22 protein-coding genes and 1 pseudogene are annotated in these 18,632 nt (G+C 46.3%); 17 read left to right on the plus strand and 6 right to left on the minus strand.

What is annotated here, in order from left to right:
* Positions 1–137: 137 nt before the first annotated feature.
* The 7 genes and pseudogenes from ACEW9I_RS22675 to ACEW9I_RS22705 form a co-directional block, all read left to right on the plus strand.
* Positions 138–335 (plus strand): annotated as a pseudogene (locus ACEW9I_RS22675) (DnaJ domain-containing protein); the annotation flags it as partial.
* 78 nt (positions 336–413) lie between these two features.
* Positions 414–1,631, plus strand: coding sequence for an ISAzo13 family transposase (locus ACEW9I_RS22680; protein WP_373542597.1), 1,218 nt, complete (start codon positions 414–416; stop codon positions 1,629–1,631).
* A 165-nt stretch (positions 1,632–1,796) separates the two neighbouring features.
* Positions 1,797–2,006, plus strand: a complete 210-nt coding sequence (locus ACEW9I_RS22685) for a DUF4351 domain-containing protein (protein WP_373542598.1) — start codon at positions 1,797–1,799, stop codon at positions 2,004–2,006.
* Positions 2,007–2,055: 49 nt separating this feature from the next.
* Positions 2,056–2,418, plus strand: coding sequence for a hypothetical protein (locus ACEW9I_RS22690; RefSeq protein ID WP_373542599.1), 363 nt, complete (start codon positions 2,056–2,058; stop codon positions 2,416–2,418).
* Positions 2,419–2,503: 85 nt separating this feature from the next.
* Positions 2,504–3,043, plus strand: coding sequence for a hypothetical protein (locus tag ACEW9I_RS22695; RefSeq protein WP_373542600.1), 540 nt, complete (start codon positions 2,504–2,506; stop codon positions 3,041–3,043).
* A gap of 69 nt (positions 3,044–3,112) precedes the next feature.
* The gene (locus ACEW9I_RS22700; protein WP_373542601.1) at positions 3,113–3,751 is read left to right on the plus strand and encodes a lysophospholipid acyltransferase family protein; all 639 of its coding nucleotides are present in this window, start codon (positions 3,113–3,115) and stop codon (positions 3,749–3,751) included.
* A 68-nt stretch (positions 3,752–3,819) separates the two neighbouring features.
* Positions 3,820–4,119 carry a DUF2288 domain-containing protein gene (locus ACEW9I_RS22705; RefSeq protein ID WP_373542602.1) on the plus strand — a complete coding sequence of 100 codons (300 nt, stop codon included), beginning with the start codon at positions 3,820–3,822 and terminating at the stop codon, positions 4,117–4,119.
* Between the two features lie 2 nt (positions 4,120–4,121).
* Here the strand turns inward: ACEW9I_RS22705 and ACEW9I_RS22710 are convergent, their stop codons facing one another.
* Together ACEW9I_RS22710 and recA are read right to left on the minus strand one after the other, a co-directional pair.
* The gene (locus ACEW9I_RS22710; RefSeq protein WP_373542603.1) at positions 4,122–4,688 is read right to left on the minus strand and encodes a gamma carbonic anhydrase family protein; all 567 of its coding nucleotides are present in this window, start codon (positions 4,686–4,688) and stop codon (positions 4,122–4,124) included.
* Positions 4,689–4,837: 149 nt separating this feature from the next.
* Complete coding sequence (gene recA, locus ACEW9I_RS22715) at positions 4,838–5,920, minus strand: recombinase RecA (protein WP_373542604.1); 1,083 nt, start codon at positions 5,918–5,920, stop codon at positions 4,838–4,840.
* A 244-nt stretch (positions 5,921–6,164) separates the two neighbouring features.
* Between recA and ACEW9I_RS22720 the strand changes: the two genes are divergently transcribed.
* From ACEW9I_RS22720 to ACEW9I_RS22745, 6 genes are all read left to right on the plus strand, one after another.
* Entirely contained in the window at positions 6,165–6,494 is a 330-nt protein-coding gene (locus tag ACEW9I_RS22720) for a DUF2605 domain-containing protein (RefSeq protein ID WP_373542605.1), read from the plus strand.
* 157 nt (positions 6,495–6,651) lie between these two features.
* Positions 6,652–6,960: a DUF2973 domain-containing protein gene (locus tag ACEW9I_RS22725; RefSeq protein WP_373542606.1), complete on the plus strand. Its 309-nt coding sequence runs from the start codon at positions 6,652–6,654 to the stop codon at positions 6,958–6,960.
* A gap of 29 nt (positions 6,961–6,989) precedes the next feature.
* Positions 6,990–7,874 (plus strand): DNA/RNA non-specific endonuclease, encoded by an 885-nt coding sequence (locus ACEW9I_RS22730; protein WP_373542607.1) that lies wholly within the window; start codon positions 6,990–6,992, stop codon positions 7,872–7,874.
* 334 nt (positions 7,875–8,208) lie between these two features.
* Positions 8,209–10,155 (plus strand): two-component system sensor histidine kinase NblS, encoded by a 1,947-nt coding sequence (gene nblS, locus ACEW9I_RS22735; protein ID WP_373542608.1) that lies wholly within the window; start codon positions 8,209–8,211, stop codon positions 10,153–10,155.
* Positions 10,156–10,293: 138 nt separating this feature from the next.
* A complete protein-coding gene (locus ACEW9I_RS22740; protein ID WP_373542609.1) occupies positions 10,294–10,497 on the plus strand; it encodes a hypothetical protein in 204 nt (67 codons plus the stop codon).
* Positions 10,498–10,613: 116 nt separating this feature from the next.
* Positions 10,614–10,970 (plus strand): hypothetical protein, encoded by a 357-nt coding sequence (locus ACEW9I_RS22745; protein WP_373542610.1) that lies wholly within the window; start codon positions 10,614–10,616, stop codon positions 10,968–10,970.
* 94 nt (positions 10,971–11,064) lie between these two features.
* Here ACEW9I_RS22745 and ACEW9I_RS22750 read toward each other — a convergent pair whose 3' ends face one another.
* Together ACEW9I_RS22750 and ACEW9I_RS22755 are read right to left on the minus strand one after the other, a co-directional pair.
* Complete coding sequence (locus ACEW9I_RS22750) at positions 11,065–11,796, minus strand: phycocyanobilin:ferredoxin oxidoreductase (RefSeq protein WP_373542611.1); 732 nt, start codon at positions 11,794–11,796, stop codon at positions 11,065–11,067.
* Between the two features lie 160 nt (positions 11,797–11,956).
* Positions 11,957–12,493 carry a DUF2996 domain-containing protein gene (locus ACEW9I_RS22755; RefSeq protein WP_373542612.1) on the minus strand — a complete coding sequence of 179 codons (537 nt, stop codon included), beginning with the start codon at positions 12,491–12,493 and terminating at the stop codon, positions 11,957–11,959.
* 67 nt (positions 12,494–12,560) lie between these two features.
* Between ACEW9I_RS22755 and ACEW9I_RS22760 the strand changes: the two genes are divergently transcribed.
* From ACEW9I_RS22760 to ACEW9I_RS22770, 3 genes are all read left to right on the plus strand, one after another.
* Positions 12,561–12,689, plus strand: coding sequence for a hypothetical protein (locus ACEW9I_RS22760; RefSeq protein ID WP_373542613.1), 129 nt, complete (start codon positions 12,561–12,563; stop codon positions 12,687–12,689).
* A gap of 76 nt (positions 12,690–12,765) precedes the next feature.
* Positions 12,766–13,575, plus strand: a complete 810-nt coding sequence (locus ACEW9I_RS22765) for an RnfABCDGE type electron transport complex subunit D (protein ID WP_373542614.1) — start codon at positions 12,766–12,768, stop codon at positions 13,573–13,575.
* Between the two features lie 203 nt (positions 13,576–13,778).
* Positions 13,779–15,185 (plus strand): DUF2330 domain-containing protein, encoded by a 1,407-nt coding sequence (locus ACEW9I_RS22770; RefSeq protein WP_373542615.1) that lies wholly within the window; start codon positions 13,779–13,781, stop codon positions 15,183–15,185.
* A 233-nt stretch (positions 15,186–15,418) separates the two neighbouring features.
* On the opposite strand, the gene ACEW9I_RS22775 is transcribed toward ACEW9I_RS22770, so the two are convergent.
* Together ACEW9I_RS22775 and ACEW9I_RS22780 are read right to left on the minus strand one after the other, a co-directional pair.
* Positions 15,419–16,711 carry a TIGR04283 family arsenosugar biosynthesis glycosyltransferase gene (locus tag ACEW9I_RS22775; RefSeq protein ID WP_373542616.1) on the minus strand — a complete coding sequence of 431 codons (1,293 nt, stop codon included), beginning with the start codon at positions 16,709–16,711 and terminating at the stop codon, positions 15,419–15,421.
* Positions 16,711–17,553, minus strand: coding sequence for a hypothetical protein (locus ACEW9I_RS22780; protein WP_373542617.1), 843 nt, complete (start codon positions 17,551–17,553; stop codon positions 16,711–16,713). Before ACEW9I_RS22780 ends, ACEW9I_RS22775 begins: the two co-directional genes overlap by 1 nt.
* 310 nt (positions 17,554–17,863) lie before the next feature.
* Here ACEW9I_RS22780 and ACEW9I_RS22785 point away from each other — a divergent pair, with 310 nt between their 5' ends.
* On the plus strand, positions 17,864–18,547 hold the full coding sequence (locus ACEW9I_RS22785) for a MotA/TolQ/ExbB proton channel family protein (protein ID WP_373542618.1): 684 nt from the start codon (positions 17,864–17,866) through the stop codon (positions 18,545–18,547).
* Positions 18,548–18,632 lie beyond the last annotated feature (85 nt).

Raw genomic sequence — 18,632 nt, forward strand, 5'->3', positions numbered from 1 at the left:
CTCGGAACGAGAATCGTCCAATCTATTCGATTCTAGTTTGTGGAGAAGTTCACGAGTTCCTCACAGTCTAAATCTAAAGTAAATATGAATAACTCTGACTATTTAGAGACAGCGTTCCTAGATTGGAGAAGTTGATAATGCCAACTGCGACAGATTTTAAAGATTATTACGCCACCCTCGAAATTAGTAAAACAGCAACTCCTGAAGAAATCAAACGAGCTTATCGTAAAATTGCCCGCAAGTGCCATCCCGACCTCAACCCTGGCGATAAAGGTGCCGAGGCAAAGTTCAAAGATCTCAACGAGGCAAATGAGGTACTCTCCGATCCTGATAAGGAATGAGGATTTAATAACTTGCAAGACTAGTAATAATATATTGTAGAAGAGCCGAAATAGCTTTAAGAGAAGACGATCATGGTAAAAACAGATACTTCAATCAGCGAGCAGCAGATGAAAAGTTACTATGAATCACTGTCAGAGAAAGACCGGAGACGATATGCAGCAATTGAAGCCGAGAAAATTGGATATGGTGGATTTCAATATATTAGTCAATTATTTCAATGTAACTACAGAACAATCCGGCAAGGGTTTGAGGATTTGAAGCAGTCCGATTTAATCAACAATCCCAGAATTCGTAATCCAGGCGGAGGAAGAAAGAAAGTAATTGAGACGTTGCCAGGAATCAATGAAGTGTTTCTATCAGTAGTGGAAAGTCATACAGCAGGTTCCCCAATGGATGAGGAGATAAAATGGACGAATTTAACTCGTCAACAAATAGCAAACTTATTAGCAGAAAAAGGAATAAAAGTAAGTGTTACAGTAGTGGATCAATTGTTGACCCTTCATTCATTTCGTCGGCGTAAAGCAGTGAAAATGAATGCTTGTGGAACTAGTGAGCATCGAAATGAACAGTTTGAAAAGATTGAAGAGCTGAAAAAGGAATATTCGGCTCAAGGGCAACCAATCATCAGCATGGATAGTAAAAAAAAAGAGTTAATAGGTAATTTATACCGAGAAGGGAAGACTTACAATACCAGTCCAATTAAGGTTCACGATCATGATTTCCGTTCACTGGCCAAGGGAATAGTCATACCACATGGACTGTATGACTTAAATAAAAATATTGGTTTTGTTCAAATTGGTACTAGCCATGACACCAGTGAATTTGCATGTGATTCGATTCGTTATTGGTGGCATAATCATGGAAAGCATCAATATAAATCAGCTAAATCTATCCTGATATTATGTGATGGTGGGGGTAGTAATAGTTCACGGCATTATATTTTCAAAGAAGATTTGCAACTTTTAGTTAACGAGCTTGGAATCGAAATTAGAATTGCACATTATCCTCCATACACATCGAAGTATAATCCAATTGAGCACCGTCTTTTTCCCCATTTAAGTCGGGCTTGTCAAGGGGTGATTTTTGACAGTGTTAATACTGTATCGAAGTTTATGGCAACAGCAACTACTCAGAAAGGGTTGCAGGTATTTACAACTATAATTGATAAAACTTACCAAATAGGTAGAAAGGTGGCTCAGGATTTCCAAGAAAAAATGAAAATTTTCTTTGATGATTTTCTACCACAGTGGAACTACACAGCCAAGCCACAGTCACATTTAGAATTGTAAGTTATTTAATCCTCATTCCTAAGATTGAAGATATTGAGTCGCGCAAGATGCGATCGGATCTGGCGGCGACTACGGCGGTGTTAACTGGGTTAATATTGGAGCGAGATCGAGTCAAACGCGTACTACGGAGGGAGATCGTGAGAGTCAGTAATCTATCAGGATATTTTGGAAGAAGGCTTCGAGCGCGGGCTTCAGCAGGAAAGAGCCTTAGTTGTCAGACTTTTAACTAAAAAACTTGGAAATCTATCTCTCGAAATCCAAACTCAGTTAAGTAGTCTGTCGATCGATCGAGTTGAAGCATTGGGTGAAGCTCTGTTGGATTTTACCACGCTAGCAGATTTGGACAACTTCTTAATATCGATCGATAGTCTATAGATAGTGAGCGTTAAAATAATCATCGATCGAGAATTATTTTCCAAATAGAATGACCGCTAAATCGTCACTGATTGAATTTAAGACCGATCGCATTGTTTGTCTCGACCGCGCGAATTTACATCTGTTTGCAGAGGTCATCGATACAATTGAGATCTCAGCTCGTTGTTGGGTCAGACCGCTAGCGATCGCTCGATCTCATCCCGAAAATTTCAATTTAGAATTCTTGCACGATCTACGCGATACTGCTCAATTAATTTTGCCAAGTGAATTATTTCGCTATGCTCTAGATACCGAAGTTTTGCCACTAATTTCTGAATTATTTCACCCAGCTCCAGACTCAATCCGATCGACTAATGCTCAAAGAGTATTATATCAATTCATTGCCGATCTCTATCGGTCGCCGTGCGGGTAGCATCTTGAATAGCAGACTGAGCAACCCGCCAATCGAAGATGATGTCTTAAAATAAAGTAGTAATGAGTCATCGAGCAAATTTGAGATGCTGAAATACTTGCTGCTATCGCTCGCCATTGGGAGTTTAAATATCTTACCCAATCGGGCCGTTGCCATATCTTCAGATCGACCGATCGATCGCAACACTTCAGAAGTTGAAGCAAAACTTCCGAGCGCACATCCAACAGCATATTACCTATATGCCCAGAAATTGTACCAAGCAGGACGTAGAGATGATGCGGTATTCTGGTTTTATGTCGGACAACTTCGCTATCGATTTCATCTGAGCGCAAATCCGAATCTACCTCAAGATGGCGATCCAGCGATCTTCGCATCTTTAAATGCGACGCTGGGGCAAGAAATTAATGAATATGCAGGTGGCGATCCGGTAACGTGGGTAGCAGCGATCGATCGAGCGTTAAAATGGGATCTCAACTCTCCCAACTACTTCACATCAAAGCAGCAATTTAATCCGAAATATACGGCGATTAGAACTGGACTGATGGAATTGAAGCAAACAATTCAAGCCCAAGCTGAAGAGATCCGGCTCCAGCGGTCTAAAATTGGACTGCCAAATCGGCGATAATATAACTTCAAGCTCAACTTACAATTGAGTGCCGCTAATGCGTGTTTTACATCTATTGTCACTGAATCAATGTCCAGATCTCGCGAACCATTTATCAATCTTGTCTTTTATCACGCCTTCAAACAACCGATAATTAACCCCTTCTTTTACTGGTATCTCAAAGGGCGAGTCGAAGGTAGAGAGCATATTCCCAGATCGGGTGGATTTGTAGTGGTGAGCAATCATGGAAGCAATTTCGATCCGCCATTATTGTCGGCTGCGGTATTGCGTCCGGTGGCATATATGGCGAAGGAGGAGCTATTTGCAGTGCCCGTGTTGAAGAGTGCGATTAGATTGTATGGTGCGTATCCAGTCAAGCGCGGTGCGGTCGATCGCGCGACTATTAGGTTAGCATTGGCTTATCTTGAGGATGGTTGGGGTGCGGGGATATTTTTGTCGGGTACGCGCACACCTGACGGTAAAGTGGTCGATCCCAAGCCAGGAGCTGCACTGATTGCCGCTAAGGCGCAAGTGCCGCTCTTGCCTGTGTGTCTGTGGGGGACGCATCAGATCGAGCAGTCGGGCAAGAAATGGCCTCAGGCTACTCCGGTGACGATTAGAATCGGCGAACTTATCGCACCACCGACTTCGACGAAAAGAGCGGAACTCGATCGAGTTACGGATCTATGTACGACCAAAATCAATCAGTTACACAATCTCGGACGATAACTAATAATCGCGAACCGCCGATCCAGAATTGTTATAATTGTCGAGACAAATATCGTCACATCCTCAATATGGAAAAAAAAGATCTCCGAGCGCAATTGACCGAACTTCTTGACGAAGCTGAACTAGAGTGGTTGAAGCCGCACATCCAGAAAGACGTGGTGATTATTGTCGTTCCCGATCTCGATATCTTGGATGTTGGGGTAGCGATCTCTAGCGACAATACTCAGTCGGTTCAACATTGGATTAGCGAACAACTTTTGGTCAAACCCTCATCGGATATTCTCAGCCGCTGGAATGGTAATCCTACTCAGAAATTTCAGGCACTGATTATCCAACCTTATATCTTGGTTCAAGAATTGGTCGCCTAAATTCACTCCCAACAACTGGCAGCGGAGCTAGTAAAACCCAGATCCTTACCCTTACCCGCATGTACCAACGCTAACTGGACGTATTTACGGGCGTGGACGATCGACTCCGCAGCTTCGAGATCGGCGACTTGGCGCAGACATTTGGCAGGTACTCCCACCATCAGCGAACGCGGTGGGACATCCTTTGTCACCACACAACCCGCACCGATGATACTGCCACTCCCCACCCGCACCCCATCCAAGACGATCGCCCCCATCCCAATCAAACAGCCTGTTTCGATATAAGCACCATGTACGACTGCCCGATGTCCGATCGTCACATCGCCCTCCAAAATCGTTGGCTTTCCAGGATCGCCGTGAATAATTGCCCCATCCTGAATATTGGTACCCGCACCAATTTCAATCTGTTCGACATCGCCCCGCACGACTGCCCCATACCAAATACTAACATCTGCATCGATTGAGACGCGTCCCATCACCACTGCGTTGGTTGCTACAAATGCCGCCAAAGAGACATCTACAGGCGTCCAGAAGGTCGGTAAATCTAGTCGATCGGCAAATTGAGTCATCAGTACATCAATGGCAACTACAAGCTCAAGTTTACTCGATCGCGAACATTTACGATTCAACAGAGCTTGATTTGAACATCTATAAAAAATCAGGGTTAAGATAATCGATCGATTACCCCTACCCCAATTTTAAAATTCACTGTTTGAATTTATTCTTCAGTATCGGTATCGTCGTTTTCCGCTTCCTCTTCCTCTGCTTGCTTGAGCGTATTCGCTGACACTGGAACGCCAGTGTTGAGCTTGTCGAGCACCTGTTGCTGGACTTTGGCGACAAACTCCGCATTCTCTTCCATATACTTGACAGTATTGTCGCGTCCTTGAGCGAGATTATCGCCCTCATAGCTGTACCAAGCACCACGGCGAGTAATAATCCCCGTTTCTTCAGCTAAATCTACCAAGCAACCAACTGTTGAAATACCTTTACCAAAGATAATATCAAATTCAGCAATCCGAAACGGTGGTGCGACTTTATTTTTAGCAACTTTGACTTTGACTCGATTACCGTATTCGCCATCATTGGCGCGTTTGAGAGTCTGAATCCGGCGGATGTCGAGGCGGACGGAGGCGTAGAATTTGAGTGCGGTACCACCAGTAGTCGTTTCAGGACTACCATAAACCACCCCAATTTTCTGACGCAGTTGGTTGATAAAGATCACTGTACAGCCAGATTTGGAGATACTCCCAGTAATTTTTCGCAGGGCTTGGCTCATCAACCGCGCTTGCAATCCCATGTGCGAGTCGCCCATATCGCCTTCGATCTCAGCGCGAGGTACTAGTGCTGCTACCGAGTCAATCACGACGATATCGACAGCCGCAGAGCGGACGAGTTGATCGACAATTTCTAGAGCGGCTTCGCCCGAATCTGGCTGCGAGACGAGGAGATTGTTGATATCTACACCCAATGCTGCAGAATAGGTCGGATCTAGCGCGTGTTCGGCATCAACGAAAGCGGCTACTCCTCCGGCTTTTTGAATTTCGGAAATAGCGTGGAGTGCCAGAGTGGTTTTACCCGAGCTTTCGGGGCCATAGATTTCAATGACGCGACCTTTGGGCAGACCGCCACCCAGTGCGATGTCTAAGGTCATTGCGCCACTAGAAATGGTTTCTACCCGCATTCGAGTAGCATCACCAAGACGCATGATTGCCCCTTTCCCAAAAGATTTTTCGATCTGGTTGAGGACTAAATTGAGGGCTTTCTGTCTGTCTGGGCTATTTGTGATTTGGGTTGCCATTAATGCCTCTATGAACGGGAGAGATTGAGATTGACTTGCCTTAGTTTAACTAGCAAAAGCGTGGTGCATAGGTACTATTATACCGTCAATCGACTCCAAAAGTCAAAGTTTGGGGGTCATAATATCGAGCATACCCAGTACTACTCAGTTACTTACTAATTTTTGGCTAATTCTAAATTTTTTCATTAAGAATTGTAAAAAACAGCTAGAATAGTAATATATAACAACAATCAATCGGTAAATTATGTCTAAATCCCAACCATCGGAGCAAGAACTGCTTCAAACCATCCTCCAGCCCTTGCTGGTGGACTTTGAATATTGGTTTAGTCGATCGAAAGAATTACTCGAACGCGAGCCGATTTCCTGCTTGAGTCCCGATGCTCAAGCCGATCTACTCGCACGCGTCGATCGCGCCCAGCAAGAGGTCAGCGTCGCCAAAATGTTGTTTCAGGCAGTCGGCGGACAAGCGGGGATCGAACCCAGTCAGATGGTGGGTTGGCATCAAATCGTCACCGAATGTTGGCATGTATCGATGCAGTTAAGACAGTCGGAACAGTCTAAGATAGAAGAGTAAGGATTTTGGCGTCTGTTTTGAATTTCTCATAAAAGCTGACTTGACTTCGACAGATCCGCACACTTGTTGTCAACGATGATGGTGACATCAAGTTAACAGACATGCTGCCATTTCCATTTGCTCCTTCTATTCTTGGCTCTTTGCGTAGGAAAGTGACATGTTACAAATAATTTATCTCATAGCTTTTACTATTTTGGCATTTTTGGCGATCGGGAATCTGATCCGCAGTCTGATCGGGTTTAGCATCAGTGCCTCACAGCCAAGAGCGATGAACGACCGCAACTTTCAAGGCTACAGCTATCGTGCGGGTGCAGTTCCTCACCCTGAATTGCTAGACGATCTGGGCAATGTCACCAATGAGCCACTGCTAATTATGAAGTCGATTAGTATCGAGGATGCGCGCGCCCGACTGGATGCACTGTATCATAACGATCTCCCCCGTTCGACAGAGGGAGAAAATTCCTAGCTAACCATTTGCCGCCATTGAGCTAAATTTTGACCACAGTACGCAGAATAGTTTATCTCCTCATTGTGGCGATCGCGATCGGGATCGTCGCCTGTCGTCAGCCTGGTAGCCACGGAGGAGGTGAAACTCAAGGAAATATCAACTTGTTGATGGGGAATCCGTCTCAAGCAACTAGTTCTCCCAGTAATTCAGAAAATTACGCCATCTTTCGTCCCCAGTATGCGCTGTCCTACTCCAAGCAAAAAGGCATCCCCAACTGGGTATCCTGGGAACTGAATGAGTCATGGCTGGGCGATGCTCGTCGCGTAGGCAAATTTGCACCCGACTCCGATTTACCCGCAGATTGGGAGCGAGTCAAACCTTCAGACTATACTGGAAGCGGATTCGATCGCGGCCACATGACAAATTCGGAAGATCGCAGCCGCTCTCCTGATGACAACATTCAAACCTTTTTGATGACCAATATCATCCCACAAGCACCAGATAATAATCAGGGGCCGTGGGTACAGCTTGAGAATTATTGTCGGGAACTAGTCAGATCTGGCAAAGAACTATTTATCGTTGCTGGCGGATACGGGCAGGGCGGCATCGGTAAAAATGGTCTCAGAGCGACTGTAGGGCAGGGGAAAGTGCTAGTACCAGCCGTAACGTGGAAAGTAATTTTAGTCCTAGATCGACCTAATGTTGGCGTCGCTGGCGTCGATCGCAATACCCGGACGATCGCGATCGTCATCCCAAATAAGCAAGGAATTAAGTTCGAGCCTTGGCAGCAGTATCGCACCTCAGTGCAAGAAGTAGAAAAGTTAACAGGCTACAATTTCTTTACCAGCGTACCGCCAGATATCCGTCAAGTTATCACTGCCAAAATTGATGTGGTTGAATCAACAGCACCGCTGCGTCGTAGTCGTGATTAGCCCATCCTGTGAAGCCAGAGCAGTACGAAGCTGAGGTGATGACAGTACAACGACTAGAAGTCGTCGCTACTGATGCAAAGTCCGCCGTCACGGACTCAAACTTGTCCTAACGTGCTTGCGTAGTGCTATGGAGCCAAGTACTCCTGCGCTCTGGAGTGAACGGCACTCTACCTGCTCTGTCTCGATCGTGCTGAATCTATAGCCGGATAAGCGATCGCTGTTATAGTGAGGGTGAAGGCTGCCAGAGAGCTGTAGCTGCACGAATACAGATGCGGAGTACTCCCGCTGTCAAACATATCTAGTATCTAGTCTATTCATCATCCCCTATCCCTTCATGCTAGCCATGTTCGACAACTTACGCGACATTATTCGCCATTGGTGGATGGAGTTCACACTCCAAACTAAACTGATGGGAGCAGCCACATTGGCGGTGTCGCTAATTGTTAGTGGCTTAACCTTTTGGGCGGTAAATACCATTCAAGTTGACGCCCGAGTCAACGACACCCGCTTCGGACGCGATCTGGGGCTACTGCTGGCAGCAAATATTGCTCCGCAATTGGCGGAAAACGATCTGACTACCGTCGCGCGGTTCTCCAATCGGTTTTATCATAGTACGTCGAGTTTGCGCTACATCCTCTATGCTGACGATACTGGTAGCATCCGGCTGGGAATCCCCTTCTCTGAGTCAGAAGTCCAAAACTCACTGATGATCGAGCGACGGATTCATCTCCCCGAAGGTAGTCGGAATCGCGATATCCCCTTGGTGCGCCAACATCAGACACCAGAGGGGATCGTCACTGATGTGTTCGTACCGATCGAACACGAAGGCAAATTTCTCGGTACACTGGCGATCGGGATCAATCCCAATCCGACCGTAGTTGCCTCCAGTGGTCTAACTAGAGATGTGACGATCGCGGTATTTGTATCAATTTGGGTAATGGTAATTTTGGGAGCTGTATTTAATGCACTCCAAATCACCAAACCGATCAAAGAATTGCTCTCAGGAGTTAAAAATATTGCTGCTGGCAACTTCAAACAGCGGATCGATTTACCCCTCGGCGGTGAGTTGGGAGAACTGATCGGCAGCTTCAACATCATGGCTGAAAAGCTCGAAATCTTTGAAGAACAGAATATTGACGAACTCACTGCCGAAAAAGCCAAACTAGAAACTCTCGTCACCACGATCGCCGATGGTGCCATCCTGATCGATAATAATCTTCAAATCGTATTAGTCAACCCCAATGCGCGCCGCTTTTTTGGCTGGGATCATCTGGATCTCGATGGCAAAAACGTCCTGCACGTCCTACCTTCGAGCGTCTCCGCGGAACTCACTCGCCCCTTGTACCAAGTCGCTGCGGGCAAGCTAGATGGTGAAGAATTTCGGATCGCCATCAACCATCCCGCCCAGCGCACTGTCAGGATCGCGATCACCAATGTCCTCGATCCAGTCAAAGAAAGTGTCCGGGCGATCGCGATGACGGTGCAAGATATCACGCGCGAAGTCGAATTGAATGAAGCTAAAAGTCAATTTATTAGCAATGTCTCTCATGAACTCCGCACCCCATTATTTAATATCAAATCATTCATCGAAACCTTACATGAGTACGGCGATGAACTGAGCAAAGAAGAACGGAGTGAATTTCTCGATACAGCCAATCGCGAAACAGATCGACTGACGAGATTGGTCAATGATGTGCTAGATCTATCGAAACTAGAATCCTCTCATACTTATCTATTCGATGCCGTCGAACTAGATCGATCGATCGAACAAACACTCCGTACCTATCAACTCAACGCCAAAGATAAAGGGATCGAACTCTGTCAAGATATCGCCCCCGAACTCCCATCGATCTTGGGTAACTACGATCTGATCCTCCAGGTGCTGGCAAATCTAGTCGGCAATGCCCTCAAATTTACTAAAGCTGATGGTAAAGTTACTATCCGTGCTTATCAGGCAGTGCTGACACCTGAAGAGGGCGATGACATCACTTCCGATGTCGTCAGAGTGGAAGTGATCGATACTGGTATCGGGATCGATCCTGAAGATCGGGAAGCAATTTTCGATCGGTTCTTTAGAGTAGAAAACCGCGTCCATACACTCGAAGGTACTGGATTAGGACTATCGATCGTCCAAAATATCATCGAAAAACACCACAGTCAAATTCATATTATCAGTGCGGTTGGTGTCGGTACCACCTTCTGGTTCGATCTAGCCATCTATCAACCACAACTTCACCAAGTAGATGCTTTACAACTTGCAAGTGCGAACTTGGATAAATAAATCAAAGCCAGTAACCGATCGGCATCGAATGAGATTGTAAACGTATCTAGACCGTATTAATTCAATCTAAACCTCCCAAGCAACTTTAGATGCTAGCGTTGCCAGCTTGCAAGAGATTCAACGTAATTGGAATTAGTTATGAACGACCAATTAAAAATTCCCGATTCTGAAACTAGAGCCAAATCGATCGCTAGTTTCAAAGCAGCTAGCCGATTGTTGGATTTATTTAATTTAGAGCTGGATGAAGCGATCGCCGTTGTCGAAAAAGATCTCCGCGCACAACAACGAGCTAGATTGCTGTACAAAGCTAACTCTATTCCTACAACCAAACTTGACAGCTAACTTCAATGGCGGAGCGTACCGAAGGTAATCGACAATCAATGAGAGAGATCGAATATCACCACCCACGAATCTTTTTGGCGTAATTGGGTACATTAAGGATGTGCTGACTCCAGCGGTTGCAAAGTCTCCGATTTGAAGTATTACCAAGAGCTGAAGGATATCAATTCCTGGGATTAGAAGATTTGACAGAACTTGCCGATTTACCTGAAGATTATTGTCAGAAAATCGAGCCTTTAATTTCGTTTCATTATTATGAAGAATCTGAAAATTTTTATCCGACTAATTGGCGACAGTTGAATAGCTTATCGATGGAAGAGTTAATTGAATCGGAACTCGCTCCAAATATTGCTACGAAGATCTGCGATGAACGCCATCAGAACGGTGCATATAGAGCTTTAGTCGAAGTCAAACGGCGAACTGGATTGCCGATTAGTGCATACAAACATCTAATCGACGCAGTAGACAGAAATTAACCTCGCTGGACACAAAATAACGCATCGATCGAGACGAAGGTAGATCCATAACTTAGTGTAATGAGTGAGATCGATGTTGATGCCGACTTACTCATTAACTATCAAACAATACTGTAGTCATATAATTGTCTGCCCACTCCGTACCGAAGGCTTTTTCTAGTACCCTGCGGGTTTTGTCATTTTGTTGTTGTTTGGTGGAGTAGTAATTCTGAGCGGTGACGATTTCGGCGCGTTCGGTACTACTGACAGGGAGAGAGCGTGCGGCTTGTTGACAGTGTAGCGTCAGCATGGCGGTAACTCGATCGACAAACCATTGCTCCTCTTCCGGTGTCGAAGGACGGACGAAAAAGCAAAACTCTGAGAAAATATCTGCCCATTCCGGTAACTCCCGAGGCTGGCTGAAAGCTTGGGCGGGTAATTGGTGGAGGGGAATCCGATAGTTGTCTGGCAAGATCCGGCGCGCATTAAGCGGGGACAGATCGGCAATAGCGGCACTGATCTGTCCTCGCCCAGCGACGATATCGGTACCAAACATCGGGAGGGCGTATTCAGGATGGGGAAACATCACACAGTGCAGGATGTCCAAATTCTTGCCGACTTGCGCGAGTTCGAGATGCAGCTTCCGAAATTGGGGAGTTTGGTAGCACTTGTTTTCGATGACTAGTTTTTCGCCTTCTAGTCGCCCTTCGACATATCCCAATTCGGAGGGGAGCTGATAGGGGGAGAGATCTAAGTGTTGTGCCCAAATAGTTTCGATCGCATTGGCAAGTTGCTCGATGAGGCGGTGTTGGCGCGATCGCAGTGACTGGGTACTAGTTTCCATCATAATTAATAGCCGATCCAAATTGGGACTCTCGATCTGTGGCGATGAAGCTAGCACGGAGAATCGAGATCGGTGCAGTTTACCTATTTGCAACACACCATACATCTCTTCAATCCTAGCAGATCGGCTATTTAGCGGAGGTATTACTTCATCTTTATTTAGCCTAATTCCGCAGCAACCACTTCTGACTATTGAGCCGGAGGACTACGCCTGAGACGAGGAGATCGAGGGTGATTTTACGTTCGTCGATCAGGAAGGATTCCAGTGTACTGGCTTTATTGCCACCATCGACACAAGAAATCGCGCGTTGACCTTGAAGACTATCATCGAAAAAGTAGACATTAAATTGGCGATCGCCGCCATTCCAGCGTCCGATGACTTGACTGCACTCTGGCTCACTTTCAAAGCCCTTGATGGCGATTTTAGACCGCTCTAGATCGACGTGGAGATCGGTGACTCCTTTCTCGACGAGGGCTTGGGTAAGTGCGGGTAAATAGTCCTGCTGGATAAAGTCAGTGAAGGGTTTGGCTTCGACTGCGGGGGGTTTTTCTTTCTTGGGGGGAACTTTTTTTTCGGCAGTGGGTGGTTGTGCTGTGTCGCGGGGTGCTGCGGAGGCAGGTGTGTCAGCGGCTGGTGGGGCTGTTTCCCCTGCTGCGGCTGCGGTTGGGGAAACTACATTTTCTGCGGATTCTGCTGCCATATCGATCGCCTACATTACTTTACAAATAACTTTCTATCTAATTTTACCGCAAGCATTGCGATGGTGGATGGTGAATGGTGAATGGTGGAGCGTCTATTTCTTGGGTGGGGAGGGAGTAGCTGAGACGTTATCTACTTGGATGCTCAAATATAGCTTGAGCCGCTCGGGATTGCCCAATGGCGATATCAGAATTTAAAGTTATTTATCAAAATTCAGGAACTCGATCGCGTCAGCATGTATCTTAAATGGCAGCATTATCTCTGTAAAAAAATATGTTCAAAGACGCGCGAGATTATCAGATCGTCTTTTTGACTACCTTTCTGGGATTGGGGATTATGACCAGAGATTGGTCTGTGAAACCAGAATTAATCTTCACTTTAATTAGCAGTTGTTGTCTGACGCAATTGTTACTAACTAGACTGTTGAAGCCGAGTGACAATCTGCTCTTGTCGCTCAAGAGTGCCTTGATTAGTAGCCTGGGCTTGGCATTATTATTACGTGCCGATCGCGTGAGTACGATGATCTTGGCTGGGAGCTTGGCGATCGCTAGTAAATTTATTTTTACCAGCGACAAAAAACATTGGTTCAACCCTGCTAATTTTGGGATAATAGCCGCCTTAGTTTTGACTCCCGATGCCTGGGTTTCACCTGGGCAATGGGGCGATGATTGGTGGTATCTTTTACTATTTATCGGCTTGGGTGGGATCGTCTTGCAGCGGGTGGGTAGATGGGATACTAGCGTCGCATTTGTTGGTAGTTATGCTCTGTTAGAAATCGCGAGAAATATCTGGCTGGGATGGACGTGGGATGTCTGTTTTCACAAACTAACCAGCGGTTCGCTGTTATTATTTGCTTTGTTTATGATTACCGATCCGCGATCGATTCCCAATGCGCGATCGACTCGAATTGTCTGGGCGATCGCGATCGCCATCTTGACATTTATCCTTCGTAATTATTTTTATATTAATGAGGCAATATTTATTGCTTTATTTACGATATCACCGCTAACTGTCATACTCGATAAATTATGGATTGCGCCTCATTTTAATTGGAGATCGTTTAATCGCATCGAAAGCATCTAAGCAGGCGGGTGAAAATATTTATTAAATAGATCGTCTGAAATCTAGCTGGTGGGCAGCGGCTCCCGCTCCTCGGCTTTGCCGAGGGTTTAGGGAGACAAGACAGTGCCCACCCTACTAATCTAATTTAATCTACTACTAATCTAATTTAATCTACCATCCACCATCCACCATCCACCATTCACTATTCACCATCCACTTCCCCAATGAGTATCCCTAGAATTATTCTCAGCCTCTTTCTTGCCTGTATCCTCGTCCTCAGTTGTGCGACTAAAGCGATCGCCTTTTGTGGTTTTTATGTTGGTGGAGCTGATGCGAAACTATTTAACCAAGCCTCTCAGGTAGTAATTGCCCGCAATGGCGATCGCACGATCTTGACGATGGCAAATGATTTTCAAGGAGCTGTCAAAGATTTTGCGATGGTAGTACCAGTTCCAGTAGCTATTAAAAAAGAACAAGTCCATGTCGGAAACCGCACCACGATCGAGAAACTAGACGCATTTAGTCAGCCGCGACTAGTTGAATATTTCGATCCCAATCCTTGTGAAACACCAAGTTCGGCGAGATCGATGATGGATGCAAGTGGAGTGATGCCAGCAGCTCCACTTGCGCGAGCAAATCGAAAACCTCAATCAGAGCTAGGCGTAACAGTTGAAGATACTTTTAAAGTCAATGAATATGAGATCGTCATCCTCAGTGCCAAAGAGTCCAATGGGTTAGAAACTTGGCTCCGTCAAAGTGGATATAATATTCCAGCAGGGGCGAGTGCATTATTAAGTCCCTATATTAAACAAAATCTCAAATTCTTCGTTGCTAAAATCGACCTCAAAGAATTTGACAAATCTGGATATCAAGTATTGCGCCCGCTGCAAATCGCTTATGAATCACCTAAATTTATGCTCCCAATCCGCCTAGGAATGATTAATGCACGGGGCGAACAGGATTTGGTAGTATATATTTTGTCACCTAAAGGACGAGTAGAACTGACCAATTATCGGACAGTCAAAGTACCGACTGGAACAGCTATTCCTGCATATGTCAAGTCAGAATTTGGAGATTTTTATAAAGCAACATTTCAGAAACTATACGAGCGCGAACAGAAAAAAGTTGCGTTCTTGGAGTATGCCTGGAATGTGTCCAACTGCGATCCTTGTTCGAGTGAACCACCAACTGCAACTGAATTAAAAGCAGCAGGTGTATTCTGGGAAGATAATGGCGACGCCCAGAATACACCTACATTTAACCGCCGCCGGAGATCGATCGCTCCAGGTAGCACATTTATTACTCGCATTCATGTCCGTTATACTCGTAACAAGTTCCCTGAAGATTTGATGTTTCAAGAAACTGGCAACCAAGAAAACTTTCAAGGTCGTTATGTGCTCAATCATCCTTTTAAAGGAAATATCAGTTGTGCAGCCGGACAGAAATATCGGCAGGCTCTCCGCCCCAGGTTGGAGCAAGAAGCAGGTAATCTCGCCAATCTCACTGGCTGGAGTTTGCGCGATATCTATAGCAAGATCGATTTCTCAATTACTCAGCCCCAAAAAGCGGAGGGAACGGAGCCATTTTGGCGGAATGTTTGGGATGATAAGCGATCGGATACGGGTTATTAATTAGCTGCGGGGAAGATCGTGGGATGCGGGGATCTACCCACCCCACCCTGCGGGCACCCCTTCAGGGAGGGGATTTACGTGCGGAAATTTTAAGGGGGCACGACTAGTAGATGAGATCGACTTCCTAGAAAAATCACCTCCTCGGAGGGGTGCCCACAGGGCGGGGTGGGTATAGATCTCTGCACGCTCGAATAACTCACAAACAACTCACACCTTGCCACGAGATGATTGGATTACTTACGACGATACCAACTTGCCAAGCGTGCGGGGGGAACGCCGACTAGATAACCAAGCACGATCGCTTGATTGATCAGCGTCGTTTGCCACACCCCCCACGTGAGCCAGCGACGCGCTGAAGTCACCACAGGTGCAGCCAGGATCTCAATTTGCCCTAGTCGTTGCAATCGCCGGATCAGTTCAAAATCTTCCATAATTGGCAGCTCGACAAAGCCACCGAGTTCCCAAAATGTCGCCGCTGTCAGGAAAATTGCCTGATCGCCATAGGGCATTTGTCGCCATCGCGATCGCCATGCTACCAAACGTTCGATCGATCGCAAACTCGGCAGCGGATTATCGATTTGGAGCGAAAAAGCTCCAGCGACAGGAGCGGGTTTCGAGCCGCTCAGTGGCGGCGCGAAGGTCGATCGCACCATCGTCTCGAAGTTTAAGGGCAAAACAGTATCCGCATGGAGAAACAGCAGGATTTCGCCAGTTGCCGCCTTAGCTCCGACATTCATTTGATGAGCGCGTCCCTTGGCTGCTGATAGTACCTTTACTCCCAATCCTGCGGCGATCGCTACCGTATCATCGATCGAACCACCATCAACTAGGATTACCTCGACATTTGGTAGCGGCTGAATATTTGCAAGCACTTTAGCGATCGATCCTGCTTCATTGAGCGCGGGCATGACGATCGAGATTTTGGCTCCCAATCCTGCTTGTGCTAGTAGGGGCAAATCTTCTGGACGATCGATATCTGCCAATGTAGGCAGATAACCGATTGCTAAATTCAAGCGATTGGCAATGTCGATCGTTTGGTGCAATACGCGATCGGTACTCCAATCGATGCCGACAAATAATTCCGGCTGTGGTTGACACATCCCGATCAGATAATAACCGCCATCCACTGCCGCGCCCAATACCAAGTCTCGATCGAGCAACATTTCAAAGGCTTGTGTCAATATCTCAGTTGTCAATCCAGGGCAATCTGTACCGATCAGTACTACTCGATCTGCTGACTGACAAGCCAACGAAATCGATCGATTCATCCGCACCCCGAGATCGCCATCTCCTTGAACTTCATAGATGAGATCTTTACCCAGCCAATCAGCTATCTGCTGGCTGTTGTTACCGTCAAAATGCACTGCGACGGGTACTGGTATTGGCTGAGACAATTTGCGCGCTTGGTACAGCGTATTGTCAGTCATCTGACGATGGAGCGATGCGGCTGCTCTGGCTCCCACTGCCGGAATCAAGCGAGTTTTGACCTTACCAGGGGTAGGATAGCGAGTAAAAATAATTAACATCACGATGTTTGGTGTAGCGATCCTTGATGGTGGCGCACTAATCGATCGACGATCTTAACCAGCCGTTGACATTCGGTCAAATTTTTAATGGACACTGAGAGGGAAACTTTCCGAGCGTCTAGGGGAATGAGATCGATCGTATATAGTGGTTGACGATCGCCACTGATGCTAAATAGTATTTCTCTCACTAGAGCGTGCTTAATTGTCGATAGTGGCAAGACAGTTTGACGATTGCCATAGAGCAAATACTTTTTGGCGATTGTGACTCGATCGAGATCGCGTTGGAACTTACAACTCATTTGCAGCGGAATTGCTAGAGCATACAGCGCAATCACTACGCCACCACCCACAAAATTACCACTCCAAAGTAAATTCATCCAGCGATCGTCTTGTGCTACCGAGATTGTCGCCTGTTGAGGATCTTTGATAAAAGCATTCAAGCGATCGGCTGTGCGCTCCTGGCTATCTGCGACTACAGCTTTATAGGGAGCTAAAGTGACATCGCCCCCACTAGTTTCTAGCACCACGCCAGTACCACTGGTTTTAACGATCTTGACCGACTTCAAGTGTCCGAGAATTAGCTCGGTTTCGGTACCGATAATACCGGCGATCGTGCGGTGGCAATCGATCTGGTTGCTAGGATTGCGCTGACACATTAATGTCGTTACCTTAACTGTTGCGGCAGTTGCAATTAAACCAGCAATGATAAACGGGGTGGCAAATAACAAACCCCATAGACATCGCCGATTTTGGTTGGCTAGCTCCAGAGATCGATCGGTATGTTTGACAATTTTCACGGTGATAATTTGATGATATCGATCGAAACAAATGCTCGATGTCATCTAAATTTAGCATTCCCAGCTTGAGTTGCATCTACCGCAGCAGCATTCGCTGTGGCTTAGTTGCTGTTCTAGAGAGCATCAACTCCACAATCTCCAGCAAACTCTCGCCCAACTCCACTTGACAATGATTTGGGGACATGTTTGACAAGCCTGATGCTACTGTAGATTCAGGCAGATTTAGCAACGGTTTTTGCTGGCTGCTAATCAAGGGATAGTAGTTGCGCGCTCCTCAATAACTGTCATAATCAATTTTGATTAAAGGTGTAACCCGATCCCGATCGAAAAAACTTAGCTGTCAACTGGATTAATTATGAATGTTAGCGAACTGTTTGAAAAAGGTGGCCCCGCGATGTGGCCGTTGCTTGCACTATCGATTTTATCGATAGCGACCATTTTGGAACGGCTATGGTTTTGGTTCAAGACGACTAGGCGCGAGGAAGAACTCGTCGATCGCGTCCTTGCAGCGAGTGGGAACCATGAGTGGGATACTGCCGCTCAGATTGCCAAGCAGGAACGCAATCGCAAACCGATCGGTCGATTTTTGTACGCACCGCTCAAACGTGCCAACCCCGATCCAGAGACATTCAAACTCGCGCTGGAAGCGGCGGCAGAAGAAGAGCTAGCGACGATGCGCAAAGGCGACAAAATGCTAGAGTCAATTATTGCTCTGGCACCATTACTCGGCTTATTGGGTACGGTACTCGGATTGATCCGCGCACTAGAGGGGGTCGAACTAGGCGATCTTGGGACTGCTAAGGGTTCTACCATCACACTAGGGATTAGCGAATCATTAATTAGCACCGCCGCTGGGATGATTGTCGCGATCTTCAGCCTGGGGTTTTATCGGGTGTTCCAAGGACTAGTTTCCGGTCAAATCAAGTTATTTAGAGGCGCGGGAAATCAGTTAGAATTACTTTATCGAGAGTATTGGTTAAATATGCAGCGTAAATCAGCGATCGTCGATAACGATCCAGATCCAGAATTTATCCAGTAATTCAGCCTCAGTATCGGTATCACCGCACACAATACCAAGTTTGCGGATCTCCCCAGCGGGTATACCCTTGGCTCGTCGCGTCTGG

Origin of the sequence: Chamaesiphon sp. (assembly GCF_041738855.1) — a bacterium.
Taxonomy (GTDB): Bacteria; Cyanobacteriota; Cyanobacteriia; order Cyanobacteriales; family Chamaesiphonaceae; genus Chamaesiphon.